The organism is Streptomyces rubiginosohelvolus (assembly GCF_014649875.1).
Lineage (GTDB): Bacteria > Actinomycetota > Actinomycetes > Streptomycetales > Streptomycetaceae > Streptomyces > Streptomyces rubiginosohelvolus.
In genome coordinates this window covers 1-19,298 of record NZ_BMTW01000019.1, presented here as the reverse complement: position 1 = coordinate 19,298, position 19,298 = coordinate 1, and the positions used below count along the sequence as shown (strand labels likewise).

The window sequence follows — 19,298 nt, the reverse complement described above, 5'->3', positions numbered from 1 at the left end:
CACGGGTGAGGCCCGCCACGAGACCCACGTCACCTACGACGTGCGGTAGTAGGCGTGAGCCCTCCCGTCCGGCGTAACGAACCGCCCATATGGCTCATAAATTGGCATCTCACGATGAAGCGTAGTAAAGGCGGTCATTGCTTCCTATGTCGGTGCCCGCTAACCATGGATCCCGGCAGGCACCGAGTTCGAGTCCGCGTCGATCGCCCACCGGCGACCGCGGCCCGGACGGTCCGGTACCCGCCGACGCGGCGCGAAGGCCGCGAAGCCCGTCCCCCATAGGAAGAGCTCACGCATGCCCCGCATCTCCACCCTGCGCATCACCCGCTCGCACAAGATCGCCACCGCCGTGCTCGTCGCGGCCGGTTCCGTCACCGCCATAACCGCCACCGGCGGCCCGAGCGAAGCGCAGACCACCTCGACCCGGTCCTCCGTCTCCGTGGAGCCGGTCGCCGCCGCGGGCGTCCCCACGGCGAAGGACGCGGCCGAGAAGGCCGCGAAGGAGAACGCCGCCAAGGAGGCCGCGGCGAAGAAGGCCGCCGCCAAGGCGCTGGCCGAGAAGGCGACCGCGAAGAAGGCGGCCGAGAAGGAGCGCTCCGAGAAGCAGGCGGCCAACCGCTCCACCGAGCGCAAGGCCGTCACGCCGAAGAAGTACGCGAACAACCTCGACGGCTGGATCCGCGAGTCGCTCGACATCATGGACAAGAAGAACATCCCCGGCTCCTACGAGGGGCTGCACCGCAACATCATGCGCGAGTCCAGCGGCAACCCGAACGCCGTCAACGACTGGGACATCAACGCGCAGAACGGCATTCCCTCCAAGGGTCTCCTCCAGGTGATCCAGCCCACCTTCGACGCGTACCACGTCAAGGGCACCCCGAAGAAGCTCACCGACCCGGTCGCCAACATCACCGCCGCCGCCAACTACGCCGCGGACCGGTACGGCTCGATCGACAACGTCGACTCCGCCTACTGAGCCGACACCCCCGACGTGCCGATGATGTGACTAATTGTCATCGTGCGTGCCCCGGATGGCCGAAGGGTAGTGCTGCGCGGACACCACCGGTCCGCGCGAGTCCCCGCGCGGAGGCTTCTGGAAAGGCCTGACGCACATGGCACAGCCCTTCTCACTGCCGGATTTCTATGTTCCGTATCCGGCCCGGCTCAACCCTCATGTGGAAGCGGCACGCACCCACACCCGGGAGTGGGCCCGTTCCATGGGGATGCTGGAGGGATCCGGCATCTGGGAGGAGAAGGACCTCGAGGCGCACGACTACGCCCTCCTGTGCGCCTACACCCATCCCGACTGCTCGGCGGAAGCACTCAGCCTCGTCACCGACTGGTACGTGTGGGTCTTCTTCTTCGACGACCACTTCCTGGAACTGTTCAAGCGCACGCCCGACCGGGAGGGCGGCAAGCGGTATCTGGACCGGCTGCCCGCCTTCATGCCGATGGAGCGCGGAGCCGCGACACCCGAACCGGAGAATCCCGTCGAGGCGGGACTCGCCGATCTGTGGGCCCGTACCGTGCCCGCGATGACGGACGACTGGCGGGCCCGGTTCGCGGAGTCGACGGAGAACCTCCTCAACGAGTCCCTGTGGGAGCTCGCCAACATCCACGAGGGCCGCATCGCGAACCCGGTCGAGTACATCGAGATGCGCCGCAAGGTGGGCGGCGCGCCCTGGTCCGCGGGCCTGGTCGAGTACGCGGCGAACGCGGAGGTACCGGCCTCGGTCGCCGCATCCCGGCCGCTGCGGGTCCTGCGGGACGCCTTCTCCGACGCCGTACACCTGCGCAACGACCTCTTCTCCTACCAGCGTGAGGTGGAGGACGAGGGGGAGAACAGCAACGGTGTGCTGGTGCTGGAGAAGTTCCTCGACTGCTCCACCCAGGAAGCCGCCGAAGCCGTCAACGACCTGCTGACCTCACGGCTCCAGCAGTTCGAGAACACCGCCCTGACCGAACTCGGCCCGCTCTGCGCCGAGAAGGCCCTGGACCCGGCGCAGACCGCCGCAGTGCTGGCGTACGCCAAGGGGCTCCAGGACTGGCAGTCCGGCGGCCACGAATGGCACATGCGCTCCAGCCGCTACATGAACGGCGGCGGCGCGGGCGAGGCCGTGCCGGGCTTCGGCATGTCGGCCGCCTCCATCAAACTCACGCTCCGCTCGGAGACCGCGCGGGCCCGCAGCCACAGCCATGTGCCGTACCAGCACGTGGGCCCCTCGCTGCTCCCCGACTTCGATCTGCCCTTCACCACCACGCTGAGCCCCCACCTGGAGGGGGCGCGCGTCCGGCTGGTCGACTGGGCACGGCGGATGGGCATCCTGGAGGCCCAGCCGGGTGTGCCGGGTTCGCACATCTGGGACGAGGAGCGGATCCGCGCGATCGACCTGCCGCTCTGCGCCGCGGGCATCCACCCGGACGCGACCCCGGACGAGCTGGACCTGTCGTCGGGCTGGCTGGCCTGGGGGACGTACGGGGACGACTGGTTCCCGGTCGTGCACGGGCGGACCCGGGACCTGGCGGGGGCGCGGCTGGCGAACGACCGGCTGTCGCTGTTCATGCCGCTGGACGACGAGGGAACGCCGGAGCCGGTGAACGCGCTGGAGCGGAGCCTGGGCGACCTGTGGCGCAGGACGGCCGGCCCGATGGATGCGGACGCGCGGCGCACCTTCCGTACCGCGATCGAGACGATGACCGAGAGCTGGCTGTGGGAGCTGGCGAACCAGGCGCAGAACCGCATCCCCGATCCGGTGGACTACGTGGAGATGCGGCGGGCGACGTTCGGTTCGGACCTGACGATGAGCCTGTGCCGGCTCGGCCACGGCCGGAAGGTTCCGGAGGAGGTCTACCGCAGCGGTCCGATGCGTTCCCTGGAGAACGCCGCGGCGGACTACGCGTGTCTGCTCAACGACCTGTTCTCGTACCAGAAGGAGATCGAGTACGAGGGTGAGGTGCACAACGGCGCCCTGGTCGTGCAGAACTTCTTCGGCGTCGACTATCCGACGGGCGTGGCGATCGTGCACGACCTGATGAACTCGCGGCTGCGACAGTTCCGGCATGTCGCCGAGGTGGAACTCCCGGTGCTGTACGACGACTTCGGCCTGGACGCCGAGGCGCGGGAGGTCCTGGCGGGCTATGTGCGGGAGCTGGAGCACTGGCTGGCGGGCATCCTGATCTGGCACCGGGGCTGCCGCCGCTACCGCGAAGAGGATCTGCGGGGCGGCCACGCCGCGCCCTGGCATCTCGGCGGGCCCACGGGCCTGGGGACGTCGGCGGCGCAGGTGACCCGGATGATGGCCCAGCTGACGGGCAGCCGGGGCTGACGCCTCGGGCCGTACGGCTCCCGGGAACAGGGTCCGCCGTGGGATTCCCACGGCGGACCCTGGCCGTTTCCGGGCGCGGGTCTCGAAGCGGCCCGGTCAGAGCAGGACGTGCCGCAGCACGGCCTCGAACTCCGCCGCCGTCGGCGGGGTGTCGGTCAGCAGTCCCTGGAGGAGCAGTCCGTCGACGACGCTCGTGAAGGTCTGCACCCGGACCGGGTCGTCGGTGTAGCGCAGGGCGTATCCGGCCAGGGCCTCCAGCCAGCGCCCGGTGGAGGTGCGCAGCTCCGGCCGGCGGGCGGCGAGCAGGTAGAGCTCGTACTCGGCGAGGAGCCGGCCGGGGCCGCCCATCACGTTCGCCAGCAGCTCGGCGAGGGCGGTGAGGCTCTTGGGGCTGCCGTCGGCGCTCTCGGCCAGGCGTCGCATCCGTTCGGCGTCCTGGTCCATACAGACGGTGAGGGCGGCGGTGAGCAGGTCGTCGATGCTCTTGAAGTAATAGGCGGCAGCGGTGGCGGGCTGGTTCGCCTCGCGCGCCACCGCCCGGTGGCTGACACCCGCGACGCCCTCGCGGGCGACCAGCTGGAGGGTGGCCTCGATGAGTTCCTGCCGTCGGAGCTCGCCCTTGAGCAGGCGGCCGTCGGTCGGTGATGCGGTCATCGTGCCCTCCGGGCGTCGTGGTCGAGCGGGACAGGAGCGGCGTGCCGTTGCTTACGGCCGGGGGCTAGAGGACCGACTTCGCGCGCCCCTCGTCGGCGGGCCTCTCGACGGCGCTCGCCCGCAGACTCCGGTTGAGCGGGCCCTGGGCGGTCAGCGCCAGCAGCACCGTCGCGCCGCCCGCGGCGATGGCCAAGGCGAAGCCGCCGGACGGGCCGAAGCGGTCGACCATACCGCCCGACACCGAGGCGCCGAGTGCGACACCCACGCTGAGGCCGGTGATCGCCCAGGTCATCCCCTCGGTGAGGGCGGCCGGCGGCACCGTCCTCTCCACCAGCCCCATCACCACGATCATGGTAGGCGCGAAGAACAGGCCGGAGAAGAAGACGGCCGCGGAGAGCGTGGCGATGCCCCCGACGAGCAGCAGGGGAAGCGTGGTCAGGGCGGTGCCGGCCGTGCTGAGGAGGAGCAGCCGGGGCAGCGGGACGGTGAGCCGGAGGGCGCCGAAGACCAGCCCGGCGCCGGCCGAACCGATCGCGTAGACGGACAGGACGATGCCCGCGGCGGCCGGTGATCCCTGCTCCTCGGCGAAGGCGACGCTCACCACGTCGACGGTGCCGACGATCGTGCCGCCCGCGACGAGGGTGAGGGCCAGCACGACGAGCGGTCCGCCGCGCAGCGCGGAGACGTTCGGGGCGCCGTCGTCGGTGGGCTGGAGCACCGGCGGTTCGGTGCGCTTCTGCGGGACCAACATGAGGACACCGAGGGCGAGCAGCACCACCGCGACCAGGGGCCCGGCCTCCGGGAAGAGCGCGGTGCTCAGCGCGACCGCGAGCGCGGGGCCCACCACGAAGGTGAGTTCGTCGACGACCGATTCCAGCGAGTACGCGGTGTGCAGGCGGTCCGAGCCCCGGTGGACGTGGGTCCACCGGGCGCGGACCATCGCAGCCATGTTGGGCATCGTCCCGGCCAGTACCGCGCTGACGAAGAGCGTCCAGACGGGAGCGTCGTAGCGGGCGCAGAGGAGCAGCACGCCCATGGCGATGACGCTGAGGCCGGCGGCGGGCAGCAGCACCTTGCTCTGCCCGCGCCGGTCGACGACACGGGAGATCTGGGGGCCGCAGAGGGCCATGGACAGCGTGAAGGTGGCGGAGACGGCTCCTGCCAGGCCGTACTGCCCGCGCATCTGGGACAGCATCGTGATGATCCCGATGCCGGTCATCGACAGCGGCATACGGGCGACGAAGCCCGCGGCGGAGAAGGCTGCGGAGCCCGGCGCCTTGAAGAGAGCGCCGTAGGGGTTGGCCATGGGGACGGACCTCCGGACGGGGGAGCAGCAAGGAACCTGAACGACTGTTACACATTGAACACTCGTTACATTTTCTCACCGGAGCCGCTCCCCCGCCATCGGTGTCGACGCGTATTTCCGGACGTCATGGGCGGCGAGAATCGACCCGCCGGGGCGTCCGGGCATGAAAAAGGCCGCCCGGCATATGCGGGCGGCCTAGGGAGATACGTTTCAGCCTTGCTGGAACAGCTCCGCGGGCAGGGGCTTCAGCAGGGTGTAGAGGTCGTCGGTGATCGGCCGGTCCCAGCTGGCGATGGTCACGAGGACGCCGTCGCTGCGGTCGAACTGGACGCAGGCGATGCGGCTCTCGGAGAGCTTGACGCGGCGGACGATCAGCAGATTGTCACCCTGCATGACGGGGACGTCCTCGGAGCTGACGACCTCGATCGGCTCGTCGTTCTCCAGGGCGAGGAGCAGTTGGGCCACCTCGAAGGGGACCTGGCCCTCCTCGGTCTCGCGGGCGGGCGAGCCTTCCGGCAGGTTGCCGATGATCATCGCCGGGCCCCGGCCGCCGTACAGGTCGTAACGGAGGAAGACGCCCTGGCAGCTGCCGTCGGGGGCGGGGAGCAGACCGGCGCCGAGGTTGCCGGGCCAGTCCCCGGGGTCCATGGCCAGGACGTCGAAGTCCGGGCCCGCGGGTGTTGCGGCGCTACGGCGGCGGAGGAAGGACATGGAGCCCATGGTACGTGTCCCGGCTCACGTTGCGGAGCCGGGCCCGGGCCGCGCGGGACCGGGCCCGTCGCGTTTTCTCAGCCGGGCGGAGGCTGTGTTCCCACGAGCCACATGGCGAAGAACTGGGACCCGCCGCCATAGGCGTGGCCGAGCGCCCGGGCGGCCCCGTCGACCTGGTGCTCCCCGGCTCTCCCCCGGACCTGGAGGGCCGCCTCGGCGAAGCGGATCATGCCGGAGGCGCCGATGGGGTTGGTGGACAGCACGCCGCCCGAGGGGTTGACCGGGAGGTCGCCGTCGAGTTCCGTGACGCCCGCCTCGGTGAGTTTCCAGCCCTCGCCCTCGTCGGCGAATCCGAGGTTCTCCAGCCACATAGGTTCGTACCAGGAGAACGGTACGTACATCTCGACGGCGTCGATCTCGCGGCGCGGGTCAGTGATGCGGGCCTGCCGATAGACGTCGGCGGCGCAGTCCTTGCCGGCCTGCGGGGAGACGAAGTCCTTGCCCGCGAACAGGGTCGGTTCACTGCGCATCGCCCCGCCGTGGACCCAGGCGGGCGGGTGCGGGGAGCGGGCCGCGCCGGCCCGGTCGGTGAGGATCATGGCGCAGGCCCCGTCGGAGGAGGGGCAGGTCTCGGAGTAGCGGACCGGGTCCCAGAGCATGGGCGAGGACTGGACCTTCTCCAGGGTGAGGTCGTGGTCGTGGATGTGCGCGTAGGGGTTCTTCAGCGCGTTGCGGCGGTCCTTGTACGCGACGAGCGAGCCGACCGTGTCGGGCGCTCCGGTGCGCCGCATGTACGCGCGCACGTGCGGGGCGAAGAAGCCGCCCGCGCCGGCCAGCAGCGGCTGCTGGAAGGGGACGGGCAGGGAGAGCCCCCACATGGCGTTGGACTCGGACTGCTTCTCGAAGGCGAGGGTGAGGACGGTGCGGTGGACGCGGGCGGCGACGAGGTTCGCGGCGACCAGGGCCGTCGATCCGCCGACGGAGCCCGCCGTGTGGACGCGGAGCATGGGTTTGCCGACGGCGCCGAGCGCGTCGGCGAGGTAGAGCTCCGGCATCATGACGCCCTCGAAGAAGTCGGGCGCCTTGCCGATCACGACGGCGTCGATGTCGGCCCAGCTCAGCCCGGCGTCCTCCAGGGCGCGGACCGCCGCTTCGCGGACGAGTCCGGCGATGGAGACGTCGTGCCGGGCGGCGACGTGTTTGGTCTGGCCGATGCCGACGACGGCGACGGGCTCCTTACTCATGAGCGCTCTCCCCTTCCAGGACGGCGACCAGGTTCTGTTGCAGGCAGGGCCCGGAGGTGGCGTGGGCGAGTGCCCGGTCGGACTCGCCCCGGTGGATGCGGGCGGCGGCCTCGCCGAGCCGGATCAGTCCGGCGGCCATGATCGGGTTGGCGGCGAGCGCGCCGCCGGAGGGGTTGACGCGGACCTCGTCGCCGAGCCCGAGCGCCTTGCGCAGGACGACTTCCTGCGAGGTGAACGGGGCGTGCAGCTCGGCGGTGTCGACGGGCCGCTCGAAGGCTCCGGCGTGTTCGGCGGCGAGCCGCGCGGAGGGGCTGTCGGTCAGGTCGCGGACGCCGAGGCTGTGGGCCTCGATGCGGTGGTCGATGCCCCGGATCCAGGCGGGCCGTTCGCACAGGGCGCGGGCGGTGTCCCCGGCGGCGAGGACCACGGCGGCGGCCCCGTCGCCGATGGGCGGGCAGTCGCCGGTGCGCAGCGGGTGCACGAGGTGGTCGCCCGCCGGGACGTCGCCGGTGAGCTGGGCGTACGGGTTGTCGACGGCGGCGGTGCGGTTGCGGGCGCCGATCTCGGCGAGGGCTCCTTCGTCGGTGTCGCCCGCGTCGATGAGGGCCTGGGCCTGAAGAGCCGCGAGGGCCACGGAGTCGGGCCAGAGCGGGGCGAGGTAGTAGGGGTCGAGCTGGCGGGTGAGGACGTCGCGGACCCGGCCGGGCGACGACTTGCCGTAGGAGTAGACGAGCGCGGTGTCCGCCTCGCCGGTCTGGATCTTGACCCAGGCCTCGTACAGCGCCCAGGCCCCGTCCATCTCGACGTGGGACTCGGAGATGGGCGGGTGGGCTCCGACGCCGTCGAGCGCCATGGTGAAGGAGAAGGCCCGCCCGGCGAGGTAGTCGGCGGAGCCGGAGCAGGTGAACCCGATCTCGTTGGCCTTGAGCCCGGTCGCGCCCAGGACCTCGTGGAGGACGGGCATCAGCAGGTCGACCTCGGAGAGTTCGTCGGTGCGCCGGCGGTGCGCGCTCTGGCCGAAGGCGACGATGGCCACGTCCCGCATCTACACCAGCTCCTTGTACGTGTCGTAGTCGGCGTCGGGCTCGCCGGTGGGCCGGTAGTGGTCCACATGGCGGGCGCCCTCGCTCCAGACTGGCTCGACGCGCAGCCCCATGCGCACCTGGTCGTACGGGATTCCGGCGATGCGGCCGTGCAGGGCGAGGTCCGCGCCGTCGAGGGCGATGTGGGCGTAGACGTACGGGACTTCGATGTCGAGGTTTTTCGCCTTGATGTTGACGATGCAGAAGGTGGTGACCGTGCCGCGCGGGCCGACCTCGACCTGTTCGGCGGTGGCGACCCCGCAGGTGGGGCAGGCGCCGCGCGGCGGTACGTAGACCTTGCGGCAGGACGGGCAGCGTTCGCCGACGGTGCGGCGTTCCTCCAGGGCCTTGATGTAGGCGCTCTGGGCGCGGCCCGGGGTGTGGACGTAGTCGAGGCGGGCCGGGGCGACGATGCCGGTGACGGGGTCGGTGAACTCGCCGGTGTGCGGGGCGGGTTCGGACGGGCCGGGCTCGCCCTCGTACGGTTCGAAGCAGGCGATGTCGGTGATGGCGCCGGTGCGGGTCGCGGCCCAGCGGATGCGGACGCGCATACCGGTGCGTACGGCGTCGGGTCCGGGTGCGTCGAGTGCGTGCAGGAGTGCGGTGCCGGCCCCGTCGAGGCGAACGAGGACCCAGGCGAAGGGGGTGTCGAGCGGCTGGTCGCGGCGTGGGGACGGGTTCCAGGCCCAGGTGGTGACGGTGCCGGTGGGGGCGACCTCGACGAGGTCGCCCAGTTCGTTCGCGGTGACCGGGTCGTATTCGACGGGGGGCACGAGGACCGTGCCGTCGTCCGCCCGGACGCCGAGTACGGTGCGTTCGCGCAGTCCGGTGAGGAAGGCGCTCTGGACGGGGCCGAGCGAGCGGGTGAAGGGGAATTCGACCACCAGCGGGGCGCTGAGGACGTCGGGCATGGCTCTCTCCTGGGGTCAGGCGCGCCGGTAGACGGGCGGGCGCTTCTCGGCGAAGGCGCGGGCGCCCTCCTTGGCGTCCTCGGTGGCGAACACGGGCCAGCCGCGCTTGAGTTCGGCGGCCAAGGCCTCGCTCTCGGTCAGCTCGGCGCCCTCGTAGACGGAGGCCTTGACGGCCTCGACGGCGAGCGGTCCGCAGGCGTTGACCTGTTCGGCGACGGCGAGGGCCTCCTCCAGGGCGGTGCCGTCGGGCACGACCCTGCCGATGAGCCCGACGGCGGCGGCCTCTTCGGCGGTGTACGGGCGGCCGGTGAGGAGCATTTCGAGGGCGTGGGTGCGGGGTATCTGGCGGGGCAGCCGGACGGTGGAGCCGCCGATCGGGAAGAGGCCCCGGCGGACTTCGAAGAGCCCGAAGGTGGCTCCGGCCCCGGCGATGCGGATGTCGGTGCCCTGGAGGATCTCGGTGCCGCCCGCGACGCATGGGCCCTCCACGGCGGCGATGACGGGCTTGCGGGGGCGGTGGTGGCGCAGCATCGCCTTCCAGTGCAGGTCGGGGTCGGCCGTCATCCGCTCGCGGTACTCCTCCCCCGCCATTCCGTCGCCCGCGAGCGCCTTGAGGTCCATGCCGGAGCAGAACGCGCCGCCCGCGCCGGTGAGGACGACGGAGCGGACCGTGTCGTCCGCGTCGGCCGCGAGCCAGCCGTCGTACAGGCCGACGAGCATCGGCAACGAGAGCGCGTTCCTGGCCTGTGGTCTGTTCAGGGTGAGCACCAGCGTGGCGCCTTCGCGCCGCACGGTGAGGTGTTCCGTACCGCCCATGACCGACTCCTGTTCTCCGGATCTGGAACAGGTTGCAGGAGGAGGGGGCGCAGTTCAATAGTTTTCTGACAGCTCGTCAGATTGTTGCGACGCCACCCCTTCCCACTTGTGCCGACCGGCGCTCTAATGACGGCCGAGTCGCCAGTCACCCGGGGTCAGGAGGAACGGTGGAGTACAACCTTGCCGACCTGTTCGAGTCGGTCGTCGACGCGGTGCCCGACCGTGAGGCGCTCCTGTACGTCGACCATCCCGGTACGGGCGCGGAGCGTCGGCTCACCTACGCGGAGCTGGACGCAGCCGCCAACCGCATAGCCCACCACCTCATCGACGCCGGGATCGGACCGGGCGAGCATCTGGGGCTGCACCTCTACAACGGGGTGGAGTACCTCCAGACGGTGCTGGGCGCGCTCAAGGCGCGGATCGTGCCGGTGAACGTCAATTACCGTTACGTCGAGGAGGAGTTGGTCTACCTCTACCGGGACGCGGACCTGGCGGCGCTGGTCTTCGACGGCGAGTTCGACGAGCGGGTGGCGGCGGCCGCCCCGCAGGCTCCCGGACTGCGCCATCTGGTCCGGGTGGGGGCGGCTGCCCCGACGGCGGGTCCCGGGCCCGCGGCCGTGTCCTTCGCCGAGGCGGAGGCGTCCGGCTCCCCGGACCGCGGGTTCGCACAGCGCTCCGCCGACGACCAGTTCATCATCTACACGGGCGGCACGACCGGCATGCCCAAGGGGGTGATGTGGCGTCAGGAGGACCTGTTCTTCTCGGGGCTGGGCGGCGGAGCACCGACCGGCGAGCCGGTGAAGACCCCGCAGGAGCTGGCGGAGCGGGTCGCGGCGGGCGGCGACGGCATCACCTTCTTCCCCACCCCGCCCCTGATGCACGGGACCTCCACCCTGACCGCGTTCATCGGCTTCAACTTCGGCCAACGTGTCGTCGTGCACCGCAAGTTCGTGCCGGAGGAGGTGCTGCGGACGATCGAGAAGGAGAAGGTCACCAGCGTGTCGCTGGTCGGGGATGCGATGCTGCGCCCGCTGATCGACTGCCTGAAGGGGTCGCTGCGCGGCACGGACTGCTCGTCGCTGTTCTCCGTCTCCAGCTCCGGGGCGATCATGTCGGACTCGGTGCGGGCGGAGTTCCAGGCGCTCGTGCCGACGGTGCTGCTGCTGAACAACTTCGGATCGTCCGAGTCCGGCTTCAACGGCACGGCCACCGCCGACTCGGGCCCCGAGAAGGGATTCCGGGTCCAGGTCAACGCCCGTACGGCGGTGGTGGATCCGGTGACGTACGAGCCGGTGGCCCCCGGCGAGCCGGGCCGCATCGCCCAGCGCGGCCACGTCCCGCTCGGCTACTACAACGACCCGGCCAAGACCGCCGACACCTTCTTCCGCCGGGGCGATGAGCGCTGGGTGCTGCTGGGCGACATGGCGACCGTGGACGCGGACGGCATCGTCACCGTGCTCGGCCGGGGATCGCAGTGCATCAACACCGGTGGGGAGAAGGTGTATCCGGAAGAGGTCGAGCAGGCACTCAAGTCCCATGCGGATGTGTATGACGCGCTCGTCGCGGGCGTCCCCGACGAACGCTGGGGCAACCGGGTCGCCGCAGTGGTCCAACTGCGCGAGGGAGCAGATGCGTTGACCCTGGACGCGGTGCAGGCCCACTGCCGGACCCGGCTGGCCGGCTACAAGATCCCGCGCGCGCTGGTGCTCACCGACCGGATCCAGCGCTCGCCCAGCGGCAAGGCGGACTACCGGTGGGCGAAGGCGGTGGCGGCGGGGGCCGGCCGGGACTGAGCGGGGGGCGCCCCGTCCGGGCCGCCGGTCGGCGGCCAAACCGTTCCGGGCAGGCGACCATCGGCGCCCCTCAGAAGCCTCCGAGCCCGAACGCCCGGATCGCCGCGAGGAATTCCTCCGGCCGGTCCGTGTGGATCAGGTGTCCCGCGTCGACGGTGACCAGCTCGGCGTCCGGTATCGCGCGGACCATCTGCGCGAGCTGTTCCTGGTCGATGTGGCTGTCGGGCCCGCCGCCGATGACGAGGGTGGGCACGGTGATCTCCGGGAAGCGCTCACGGACGGCCGGGTCGGGGTCGTTGATCTGCGCGTCGATGTCGGGGACGACGGGCCAGTCGAAGTCGAGGTCGCCCTCGGGGCGGACGGAGGGCGGGCGGGGCGGGTCGAGCGGCAGGAGGGGCGGGGCGTCCTCGATGACGAGCCGCCCGATCAGGCCCGGCTCCCGCTGGGCCAGGAGGTAGGCGGCGACCCCGCCCATGGAGTGTCCGACGACGGTCGCTCCGGCGAGGTTGCGGGCCTCCAGGAAGGCGTGCAGGTCGTCGCGGAACATCTCGAAGGAGTAGCGGCCGGGCCAGTCGCTCAGCCCGTGGCCGCGGAAGTCGGGGGCGTACACACGGTGTTCGGCGGCCAGGTCCTGCGCGATCCGGGTCCAGGTCTCGCCGGAGCCCGCCCGGCCGTGCAGCAGGACGACGGGCGGGGCATCGGGGGCGCCCCACACCCGGTAGGCGAGCCGGACCCCGCCCGCCTGGACGCTGGAGACCTCCGGGTCGAGGAAGGCCGCAACCGTACGGGCGAAGGCTCCCGGGTCGTCCAGCCACGGGAAGTGCCCGGCCCCGCGCTGGACGACGAACTCGGCGCCCGGGAAGAGCGCGGCGAGCTCCGTGGCCCGGTCCGGGCTGGGGTGGCCGTCGTACTCCCCGGCGAGGACGAGGACCGGCACGGTGAGTCCGCGCAGGGCCGCGGCGGTGGCGGCGGGGTCGAAGGCGCCTTCCCCGGCGTAGCGTTCGCGGGCCTGTACGTTGGTCTGACCGGCGGAGGCCTCGGCGTGGGCGCGGGCCGTCTCGTCCCAGCGGCCGTAGGTGAGGGGCCGGACGGCGGGCCACAGCTCGGCGAACGGCCCCCCGGCGAGCAGCGCCTCCTGGGCGGCCCGCGCCTCTTCGTACCAGGGCTCGTCGCGCCGCAGCTCGGCGGCCTCGCGCAGGTCGTCATCGGTCACTTCGATGCCCACGGCCCGGGTGCTGGGCGTGACCAGGGTCAGGGTGCGCAGCCGCTCCGGGTGGCGGGCGGCGTACAGCAGGGCCAGATCGGCTCCGGCGGAGTGCGCCAGTACGTCGATCCGCTCCAGGCCCAGGTGTTCGCGCAGGGCCTCCACATCGTCGACGAGGCGGTCGCAGCGGTACGTCGAGGGGTCCTCGGGCACACCGGACGCGCCGGTGCCGCGCAGGTCCGGCAGGACGAGCCGGCACCGGGCGGCGAGCCCTCCGAGGTCGCCGAGATACGCGCTCGCCCGCATCGGCCCGCCGGGCAGGCAGATCAGCGGTTCCCCCTCGCCCACCAGGTGATAGGCGAGCGGGGTCTTGTCGTACGCGGAGAAGGTCGGCATACGCCCCATCCAAACAGGAAGCCGTGAGCGGGCACAGCGGACTTCGCCGCGGGCTGATCGACTCCGGACGCCGCGCGCCTCTTGCCAGCACCCCCGGCCGCCTGAATTACTGCTCCCAGGAAGATCGACCGAATGATCGGTCGCCCGGTCCGGGAGAGGAAGGGTCCTGATGACGGCCATGCTGGACGCGGCGGAACGGCTCGGCCGGGGCGAGCTGGAGGCCCTGCAACGGGAACGGCTGCGGTCCACACTGCGGCACGCGTACGACAACGTTCCCTTCTACCGCGACGCTTTCGACCGCGCGGGGCTGAAGCCCGAGGACTGCCGCACGCTCGCGGATCTGGCCCGTTTCCCGTTCACCGCGAAGACGGATCTGCGGGACAACTACCCCTTCGGGATGTTCGCCGTGCCGGAGCACGAGGTGCGCAGGATCCACGCCTCCAGCGGTACGACGGGGCGGCCGACCGTCGTCGGGTACACCGAACGGGACCTGGACACCTGGGCGGACGTCGTGGCCCGGTCGATCCGGGCGGCGGGCGGCCGGCCCGGTCACAAGGTCCATGTGGCGTACGGATACGGGCTGTTCACCGGCGGGCTCGGGGCGCACTACGGGGCGGAGCGGCTCGGCTGCACGGTGATCCCGGCCTCCGGAGGCATGACCGCGCGGCAGGTCCAGCTGATCCAGGACTTCCGGCCCGAGATCATCATGATCACGCCGTCGTACATGCTGACGCTGCTGGACGAGTTCGAGCGGCAGGGTGTCGATCCGCGTTCGACGTCCCTGAAGGTGGGGATCTTCGGTGCGGAGCCGTGGACCGAGGGGATGCGCCGGGAGATCGAGGACCGGTTCGCGATCGACGCGGTGGACATATACGGGCTCTCGGAGGTGATGGGCCCGGGGGTGGCGCAGGAGTGCGTGGAGACGAAGGACGGGCTGCACATCTGGGAGGACCACTTCTATCCGGAGGTCGTGGACCCGTTCACCGGTGAGGCGCTTCCCGACGGCGAGGAGGGGGAGCTGGTCTTCACCTCGCTGACCAAGGAGGCGATGCCGGTGATCCGCTACCGGACCCGGGACCTGACGCGGCTGCTGCCGGGGACGGCGCGGACGTTCCGGCGGATGGAGAAGGTCACCGGCCGCAGCGACGACATGGTGATCCTGCGCGGGGTGAACCTCTTCCCCACCCAGATCGAGGAGATCGTGCTTCGTACGCCCGGCGTCGCTCCGCACTTCCAGCTGCGGCTCACCCGGGACGGGCGGCTGGACGCGCTGACGGTCCTCGCGGAGGCGCGGGCGGACGCGACGACCGGCGAACGGGAGAAGGCGGCGCGGGCCATCGCGGCGGCGGTGAAGGACGGCGTCGGGGTGTCGGTGAGCGTCGAGGTCGTGGATCCGGAGACGTTGGAGCGTTCGGTGGGCAAGATCCGCCGGATCGTCGACCTGCGGGAGAAGGAGTCCGGCACGGGGTGAACAGCTGCGCTGACCGGCGCTGTTCACACCGTCGCAACACCCGTTCCCACTATGCGGACAGGTGCCGAAACACCTCGACAGAGGGGGCCGCGCCCTGCGAGTCTCCCGCTATGCATCTCGCCCACCGGCCCCTGGTCATCACCGCTCTGAGCTCCGCCGTCGTCCTCTGCGCCGCCCTCGTGGGCTGTGCCCCGCAAGCGGAGGAGAAGGGGGCGTCGGACGGACCCGGTGCGACGGCGTCGTGCGCCCCCGGCAAGCTCGCCACCCAGGTGCCCGGAAAGCTCACCGTCGGCACCGACAAGCCCGCGTACGCCCCCTGGTTCGCCGACGACGAGCCGTCCAACGGGAAGGGCTTCGAGTCGGCGGTGGCGTACGCCGTGGCGAAGGAGCTGGGGTACGGCCGCGATGCGGTGGTCTGGCAGCACGTACCGTTCAACAGCGCGTTCGCGCCCGGTGCGAAGAAGTTCGACTTCGACATCAACCAGGTCTCCATCAGCGAGGAACGGAAGAAGGCCGTCGCCTTCTCCTCCGGCTACTACGACGTGCGCCAGGCCGTCGTCGCACTGAAGTCGTCGAAGGCCGCGAAGGCGAAGGGCGTCGCCGATCTCAAGGACGTGAAGCTCGGTGCGCAGGTGGGCACCACCAGCCTCGACTTCATCACCGATCTGGTGAAGCCGAAGGAGAAGCCCGCCGTCTACCAGCGCAACGACTTCGCCAAGTCGGCGCTGAAGACCGGTCAGGTGGAGGCCATCGTGGTGGACCTGCCGACGGCCTTCTACATCACCGGAGCCGAGGTGCCGGAGGCGGAGGTCGTGGGGCAGTTCGCCGAATCCCCCGGTGAACCCGAGCAGTTCGGTCTCGTCCTGGACCGGGAGAGCGTGCTGACCTCCTGCGTGAGCGGGGCGGTGGACGCGCTGCGGAAGGACGGCACGCTGGCCGGCCTGGAGAAGGAGTGGCTCTCCGACGCCGTCGACGCGCCGGTGCTCAAGTGACCCTGCACAAGACTCCGGCCGCGGAGGACGCCTACGTCCCCTCCGAGCGCCGGATCGCCCGCGAGCGCTACCGGCGGGGGCGCACCCGGCGGGCCACCGCGATCGCCGCGACCAGCACGCTGGTGGTGGGTGCGGCGCTGTTCGTACTGATCACGAACTCGCCGGGCTGGACCCGTACGAAGGAGACGTTCTTCAGCGCCCATTACGCGCGCGTCGCCTTCCCGCAGGTCCTGGAGGGGCTCTGGCTGAACCTGCGGCTGCTGGCTGTCTGCGGGGCGGCCGTGCTGGCGCTCGGTCTGCTGCTGGCGGTGGCACGGACCCTGCGCGGTCCGGTGTTCTTCCCTCTTCGCGCGCTGGCCACCGCGTACACGGACTTCTTCCGGGGGCTGCCGCTCATCATCTGTCTGCTGATGGTGGTGTTCGGGGTGCCCGCCCTGCGGCTGGAGGGGGTGACCACGGATCCGGTGCTGCTGGGCGGCAGCGCGCTGGTGCTGACGTATTCGGCGTACGTCGCGGAGGTCTTCCGGGCGGGCATCGAGTCCGTGCACCCCTCGCAGCGGGCGGCGGCCCGTTCGCTGGGGCTGAGCAGCGGGCAGGCGCTGCGTTTCGTCGTACTCCCCCAGGCGGTGCGGCGGGTGGTGCCGCCGTTGCTGAACGACCTGGTGTCGCTCCAGAAGGACACCGGGCTCGTCTCGATCGCCGGGGCGGTGGACGCCGTGTACGCGGCGCAGATCATCGCGAGCAAGGACTTCAACTACACGCCGTACGTGGTCGCGGGTCTGGTCTTCGTGGCGCTGACCATCCCGATGACCCGGCTCACCGACTGGGTGACGGCCCGGATGGACCGGCGGCGGGCGCAGGGAGGGCTGGCATGAGCACGGATGCGGGAACGGCTCCGGTACTGCGCATGGAGGCGGTCCGCAAATCGTTCGGTACGTCGTTGGTGCTGCGGGACGTGGACCTGGAGGTGGCCCCGCACACGGTGACCGCCCTGATCGGCGCTTCCGGGTCGGGGAAGTCGACGCTGCTGCGCTGCGCCAACCTCCTGGAGGAGGTCGACGACGGGGCGATCTTCCTGGACGGTGAGGAGATCACCGACCCCCGGGCCGACGCGGACGCGGTGCGCCGCCGGATCGGCGTGGTGTTCCAGGCCTACAACCTCTTCCCGCATCTGACCGTGCTGCAGAACATCACCCTGGCCCCGCGCCGTGTCCACGGGCTCTCCCGGCCCCGGGCCGAGGCGGATGCCCGGGAGCTGCTGGAGCGGCTGGGGCTCGGGGCGAAGGCGGACGAGTACCCGGACCGGCTCAGCGGTGGGCAGCAGCAGCGGGCGGCGATCGTGCGGGCGCTGGCCGTCCGCCCCCGGCTGCTGCTCCTGGACGAGATCACGGCGGCCCTGGACCCGGAGCTGGTGGGCGAAGTGCTGGGTCTCGTCCGGGAGGTGAAGGAGGACGGCATGACGATGGTGATCGCCACGCACGAGATGGCGTTCGCGCGTGAGGTCGCCGACCAGGTGTGTTTCCTGGACGCCGGGGTGGTGCTGGAGCACGGCACGCCCGAGGAGGTGTTCGGCGCACCGCGCGAGGAGCGTACGCAGCGGTTCCTGCGGCGGATCGTGGCGGCGGGGCGGCTGTAGGAGCCGGCTGTCAGCTGAGTTCGTCCCGCAGTTGCCGCTTGAGGATCTTTCCGCTGGCGTTGCGCGGCAGTTCGTCGACGAACACCACACGCTTGGGCGCTTTGAAGGCGGTGAGCTTCTCCCGGGCGTGGGCGATGAGTTCGCCCTCGTCCACGCTCGCTTCGGCGCGCCGGACGACGACGGCGGTGACGGCCTCGATCCAGCGGTCGTCGGGGAGGCCGATGACGGCGGTCTCGGCGACGGCGGGGTGGGTGTAGAGGGCGTCCTCGACCTGGCGGGAGGCGACGAGGACGCCACCGGAGTTGATGACGTCCTTGACCCGGTCGACGACGGTGAGGAAACCCTCGGCGTCGCGGACGGCGAGGTCGCCGGAGCGGAACCAGCCGTCACGGAACGCCTCGGCGGTCTCCTCGGGCTTCTCCCAGTAGCCGGAGCACAGTTGGGGCGATCGGTAGACGACCTCGCCGGGGGTTCCGTCGGGGACGTCCTCGCCCTTCTCGTCGACGACGCGGGCCTCCACGAAGAGGACCGGCCGACCGCAGGACTCCATGCGGCCCTCGTGCTCGTCGGGGCCCAGCACGGTGGCCAGCGGGCCGATCTCGCTCTGGCCGAAACAGTTGAAGAAGGCCAGGTGCGGCAGGCGTTCACGCAGCCGCTCCAGGACGGGCACGGGCATGATCGAGGCCCCGTAGAACGCCTTCCGCAGTCCGCCGAGGTCACGGGTGGCGAAGTCCGGGTGGTTGGCGAGGGCGATCCAGACGGTGGGCGGGGCGAACAGGCTGTCGCCCAGGCCCGTTTCGACGAGGTCGAAGATACGAACGGCGTCCGGCGCGTCCAGGATGGTGTTCTCCGCGCCCACGGCCAGATAGGGCAGCAGGAACACATGCATCTGCGCCGAGTGGTAGAGCGGCAGGGAGTGCACGGGCCGGTCGTTCGCGGCGAGGCCGAGCGCGGTGATCGCGCTGACGTACTCGTGGACCAGGGCGCCGTGCGTCATCATCGCACCCTTGGGCAGGGCGGTGGTGCCGGAGGTGTACAGCAGCTGCACCAGGTCGTCGGAGGCGTGCGGGCGCTCCGGGGCGAAGGGCCGTTCCGTCTTCAGGGCGTCGAGCAGCGAACCGGGAGCGTCCCGCAGGGCGCGCACGGAGCGGCCGGCGGGGAGCCGTCCGGCGAGGTCCGGGTCGGTCAGCACGAGCGAGGAGCCGGACTGGTCGAGGAGGTAGACCAGGTCGTCACCGGTGAGGTTCTGGTTGACCGGTACGTGGACTAGGCCGGCCCGGGCACAGGCGAGGAAGCCGATCAGATAGGCGTCGGAATTGTGCGCGTATGCGGCCACCCGGTCGCCGGGGGCGAGAGCGTGCTCCTCGGTGAGGACGGCGGCGGCCGTGGAGACGGCGGCGTCCAGCGAGCGGTAGGTCCAGGCCCGGTCGGCGTACCGTACGGCGGTCCGGTCGGGGGTGCGCCGGGCGCTGCGGGTGAGGACGCCGTCGACTGTGCTGCTGCGTACACCTGTCATGGCGTGATCCTGTGCGGGCCGGGCCCCGGGGTCAAGAGGCCGGATGCCGAAGCGGGTACAGCACGGGGATCGAGCGGAGGAAGCCCGGTCGGGCTTCCTCCGCGTCTCGAAAACCTTCTGCCCCCACCCCGTGGGCGAGGTGACCGGGCGAGTTCAGAGAACCCGGAAGCGGTTGATGGCGTCGATGTGCTGCTCGCGCATTTCCTGGTCGCGGACGCCCAGGCCCTCGCGGGGGGCCAG

Annotated in this window: 16 protein-coding genes; 7 read left to right on the top strand and 9 right to left on the bottom strand. The window is 71.2% G+C overall.

Going from position 1 to position 19,298, the window contains the following annotated elements; all coding sequences use genetic code 11:
• The first annotated feature begins 295 nt into the window (after positions 1 to 295).
• Together IE134_RS29910 and IE134_RS29905 are read left to right on the top strand one after the other, a co-directional pair.
• Positions 296 to 976: a transglycosylase SLT domain-containing protein gene (locus IE134_RS29910; RefSeq protein ID WP_030719539.1), complete on the top strand. Its 681-nt coding sequence runs from the start codon at positions 296 to 298 to the stop codon at positions 974 to 976.
• Positions 977 to 1,112: 136 nt separating this feature from the next.
• Complete coding sequence (locus IE134_RS29905) at positions 1,113 to 3,326, top strand: terpene synthase family protein (protein ID WP_030719537.1); 2,214 nt, start codon at positions 1,113 to 1,115, stop codon at positions 3,324 to 3,326.
• 96 nt (positions 3,327 to 3,422) lie between these two features.
• Here IE134_RS29905 and IE134_RS29900 read toward each other — a convergent pair whose 3' ends face one another.
• The 7 genes from IE134_RS29900 to IE134_RS29870 all read right to left on the bottom strand — a co-directional run bounded on the left by IE134_RS29900 (position 3,423) and on the right by IE134_RS29870 (position 10,050).
• Positions 3,423 to 3,980 (bottom strand): TetR/AcrR family transcriptional regulator, encoded by a 558-nt coding sequence (locus IE134_RS29900; RefSeq protein WP_126932640.1) that lies wholly within the window; start codon positions 3,978 to 3,980, stop codon positions 3,423 to 3,425.
• 64 nt (positions 3,981 to 4,044) lie between these two features.
• Positions 4,045 to 5,286 carry an MFS transporter gene (locus IE134_RS29895; protein WP_098017788.1) on the bottom strand — a complete coding sequence of 414 codons (1,242 nt, stop codon included), beginning with the start codon at positions 5,284 to 5,286 and terminating at the stop codon, positions 4,045 to 4,047.
• Between the two features lie 210 nt (positions 5,287 to 5,496).
• Positions 5,497 to 5,997, bottom strand: coding sequence for a hypothetical protein (locus IE134_RS29890; RefSeq protein WP_003971159.1), 501 nt, complete (start codon positions 5,995 to 5,997; stop codon positions 5,497 to 5,499).
• A 77-nt stretch (positions 5,998 to 6,074) separates the two neighbouring features.
• The gene (locus IE134_RS29885) at positions 6,075 to 7,241 is read right to left on the bottom strand and encodes a thiolase family protein (protein ID WP_030719533.1); all 1,167 of its coding nucleotides are present in this window, start codon (positions 7,239 to 7,241) and stop codon (positions 6,075 to 6,077) included.
• Complete coding sequence (locus IE134_RS29880) at positions 7,234 to 8,286, bottom strand: thiolase family protein (RefSeq protein ID WP_098895452.1); 1,053 nt, start codon at positions 8,284 to 8,286, stop codon at positions 7,234 to 7,236. The genes IE134_RS29885 and IE134_RS29880 overlap by 8 nt, the downstream gene beginning before the upstream one ends.
• Complete coding sequence (locus IE134_RS29875; RefSeq protein WP_030719528.1) at positions 8,287 to 9,234, bottom strand: Zn-ribbon domain-containing OB-fold protein; 948 nt, start codon at positions 9,232 to 9,234, stop codon at positions 8,287 to 8,289.
• Positions 9,235 to 9,249: 15 nt separating this feature from the next.
• Positions 9,250 to 10,050: a crotonase/enoyl-CoA hydratase family protein gene (locus IE134_RS29870; RefSeq protein WP_030719524.1), complete on the bottom strand. Its 801-nt coding sequence runs from the start codon at positions 10,048 to 10,050 to the stop codon at positions 9,250 to 9,252.
• A 167-nt stretch (positions 10,051 to 10,217) separates the two neighbouring features.
• Between IE134_RS29870 and IE134_RS29865 the strand changes: the two genes are divergently transcribed.
• A complete protein-coding gene (locus IE134_RS29865; protein ID WP_098017783.1) occupies positions 10,218 to 11,843 on the top strand; it encodes an acyl-CoA synthetase in 1,626 nt (541 codons plus the stop codon).
• Between the two features lie 70 nt (positions 11,844 to 11,913).
• On the opposite strand, the gene IE134_RS29860 is transcribed toward IE134_RS29865, so the two are convergent.
• Positions 11,914 to 13,443, bottom strand: a complete 1,530-nt coding sequence (locus tag IE134_RS29860) for an alpha/beta fold hydrolase (RefSeq protein WP_189432255.1) — start codon at positions 13,441 to 13,443, stop codon at positions 11,914 to 11,916.
• Positions 13,444 to 13,612: 169 nt separating this feature from the next.
• On the opposite strand from IE134_RS29860, the gene paaK reads away from it, so the two are divergent.
• The 4 genes from paaK to IE134_RS29840 all read left to right on the top strand — a co-directional run bounded on the left by paaK (position 13,613) and on the right by IE134_RS29840 (position 17,542).
• On the top strand, positions 13,613 to 14,914 hold the full coding sequence (gene paaK, locus IE134_RS29855; RefSeq protein WP_030719518.1) for a phenylacetate--CoA ligase PaaK: 1,302 nt from the start codon (positions 13,613 to 13,615) through the stop codon (positions 14,912 to 14,914).
• A 110-nt stretch (positions 14,915 to 15,024) separates the two neighbouring features.
• On the top strand, positions 15,025 to 15,906 hold the full coding sequence (locus IE134_RS29850; protein WP_030719516.1) for an ABC transporter substrate-binding protein: 882 nt from the start codon (positions 15,025 to 15,027) through the stop codon (positions 15,904 to 15,906).
• Positions 15,903 to 16,781 (top strand): amino acid ABC transporter permease, encoded by an 879-nt coding sequence (locus IE134_RS29845; RefSeq protein WP_097883526.1) that lies wholly within the window; start codon positions 15,903 to 15,905, stop codon positions 16,779 to 16,781. Before IE134_RS29850 ends, IE134_RS29845 begins: the two co-directional genes overlap by 4 nt.
• A complete protein-coding gene (locus IE134_RS29840) occupies positions 16,778 to 17,542 on the top strand; it encodes an amino acid ABC transporter ATP-binding protein (RefSeq protein WP_097883524.1) in 765 nt (254 codons plus the stop codon). The genes IE134_RS29845 and IE134_RS29840 overlap by 4 nt, the downstream gene beginning before the upstream one ends.
• A 10-nt stretch (positions 17,543 to 17,552) precedes the next feature.
• Here IE134_RS29840 and IE134_RS29835 read toward each other — a convergent pair whose 3' ends face one another.
• A complete protein-coding gene (locus IE134_RS29835; protein WP_189432253.1) occupies positions 17,553 to 19,058 on the bottom strand; it encodes an acyl-CoA synthetase in 1,506 nt (501 codons plus the stop codon).
• Positions 19,059 to 19,298: the final 240 nt, after the last annotated feature.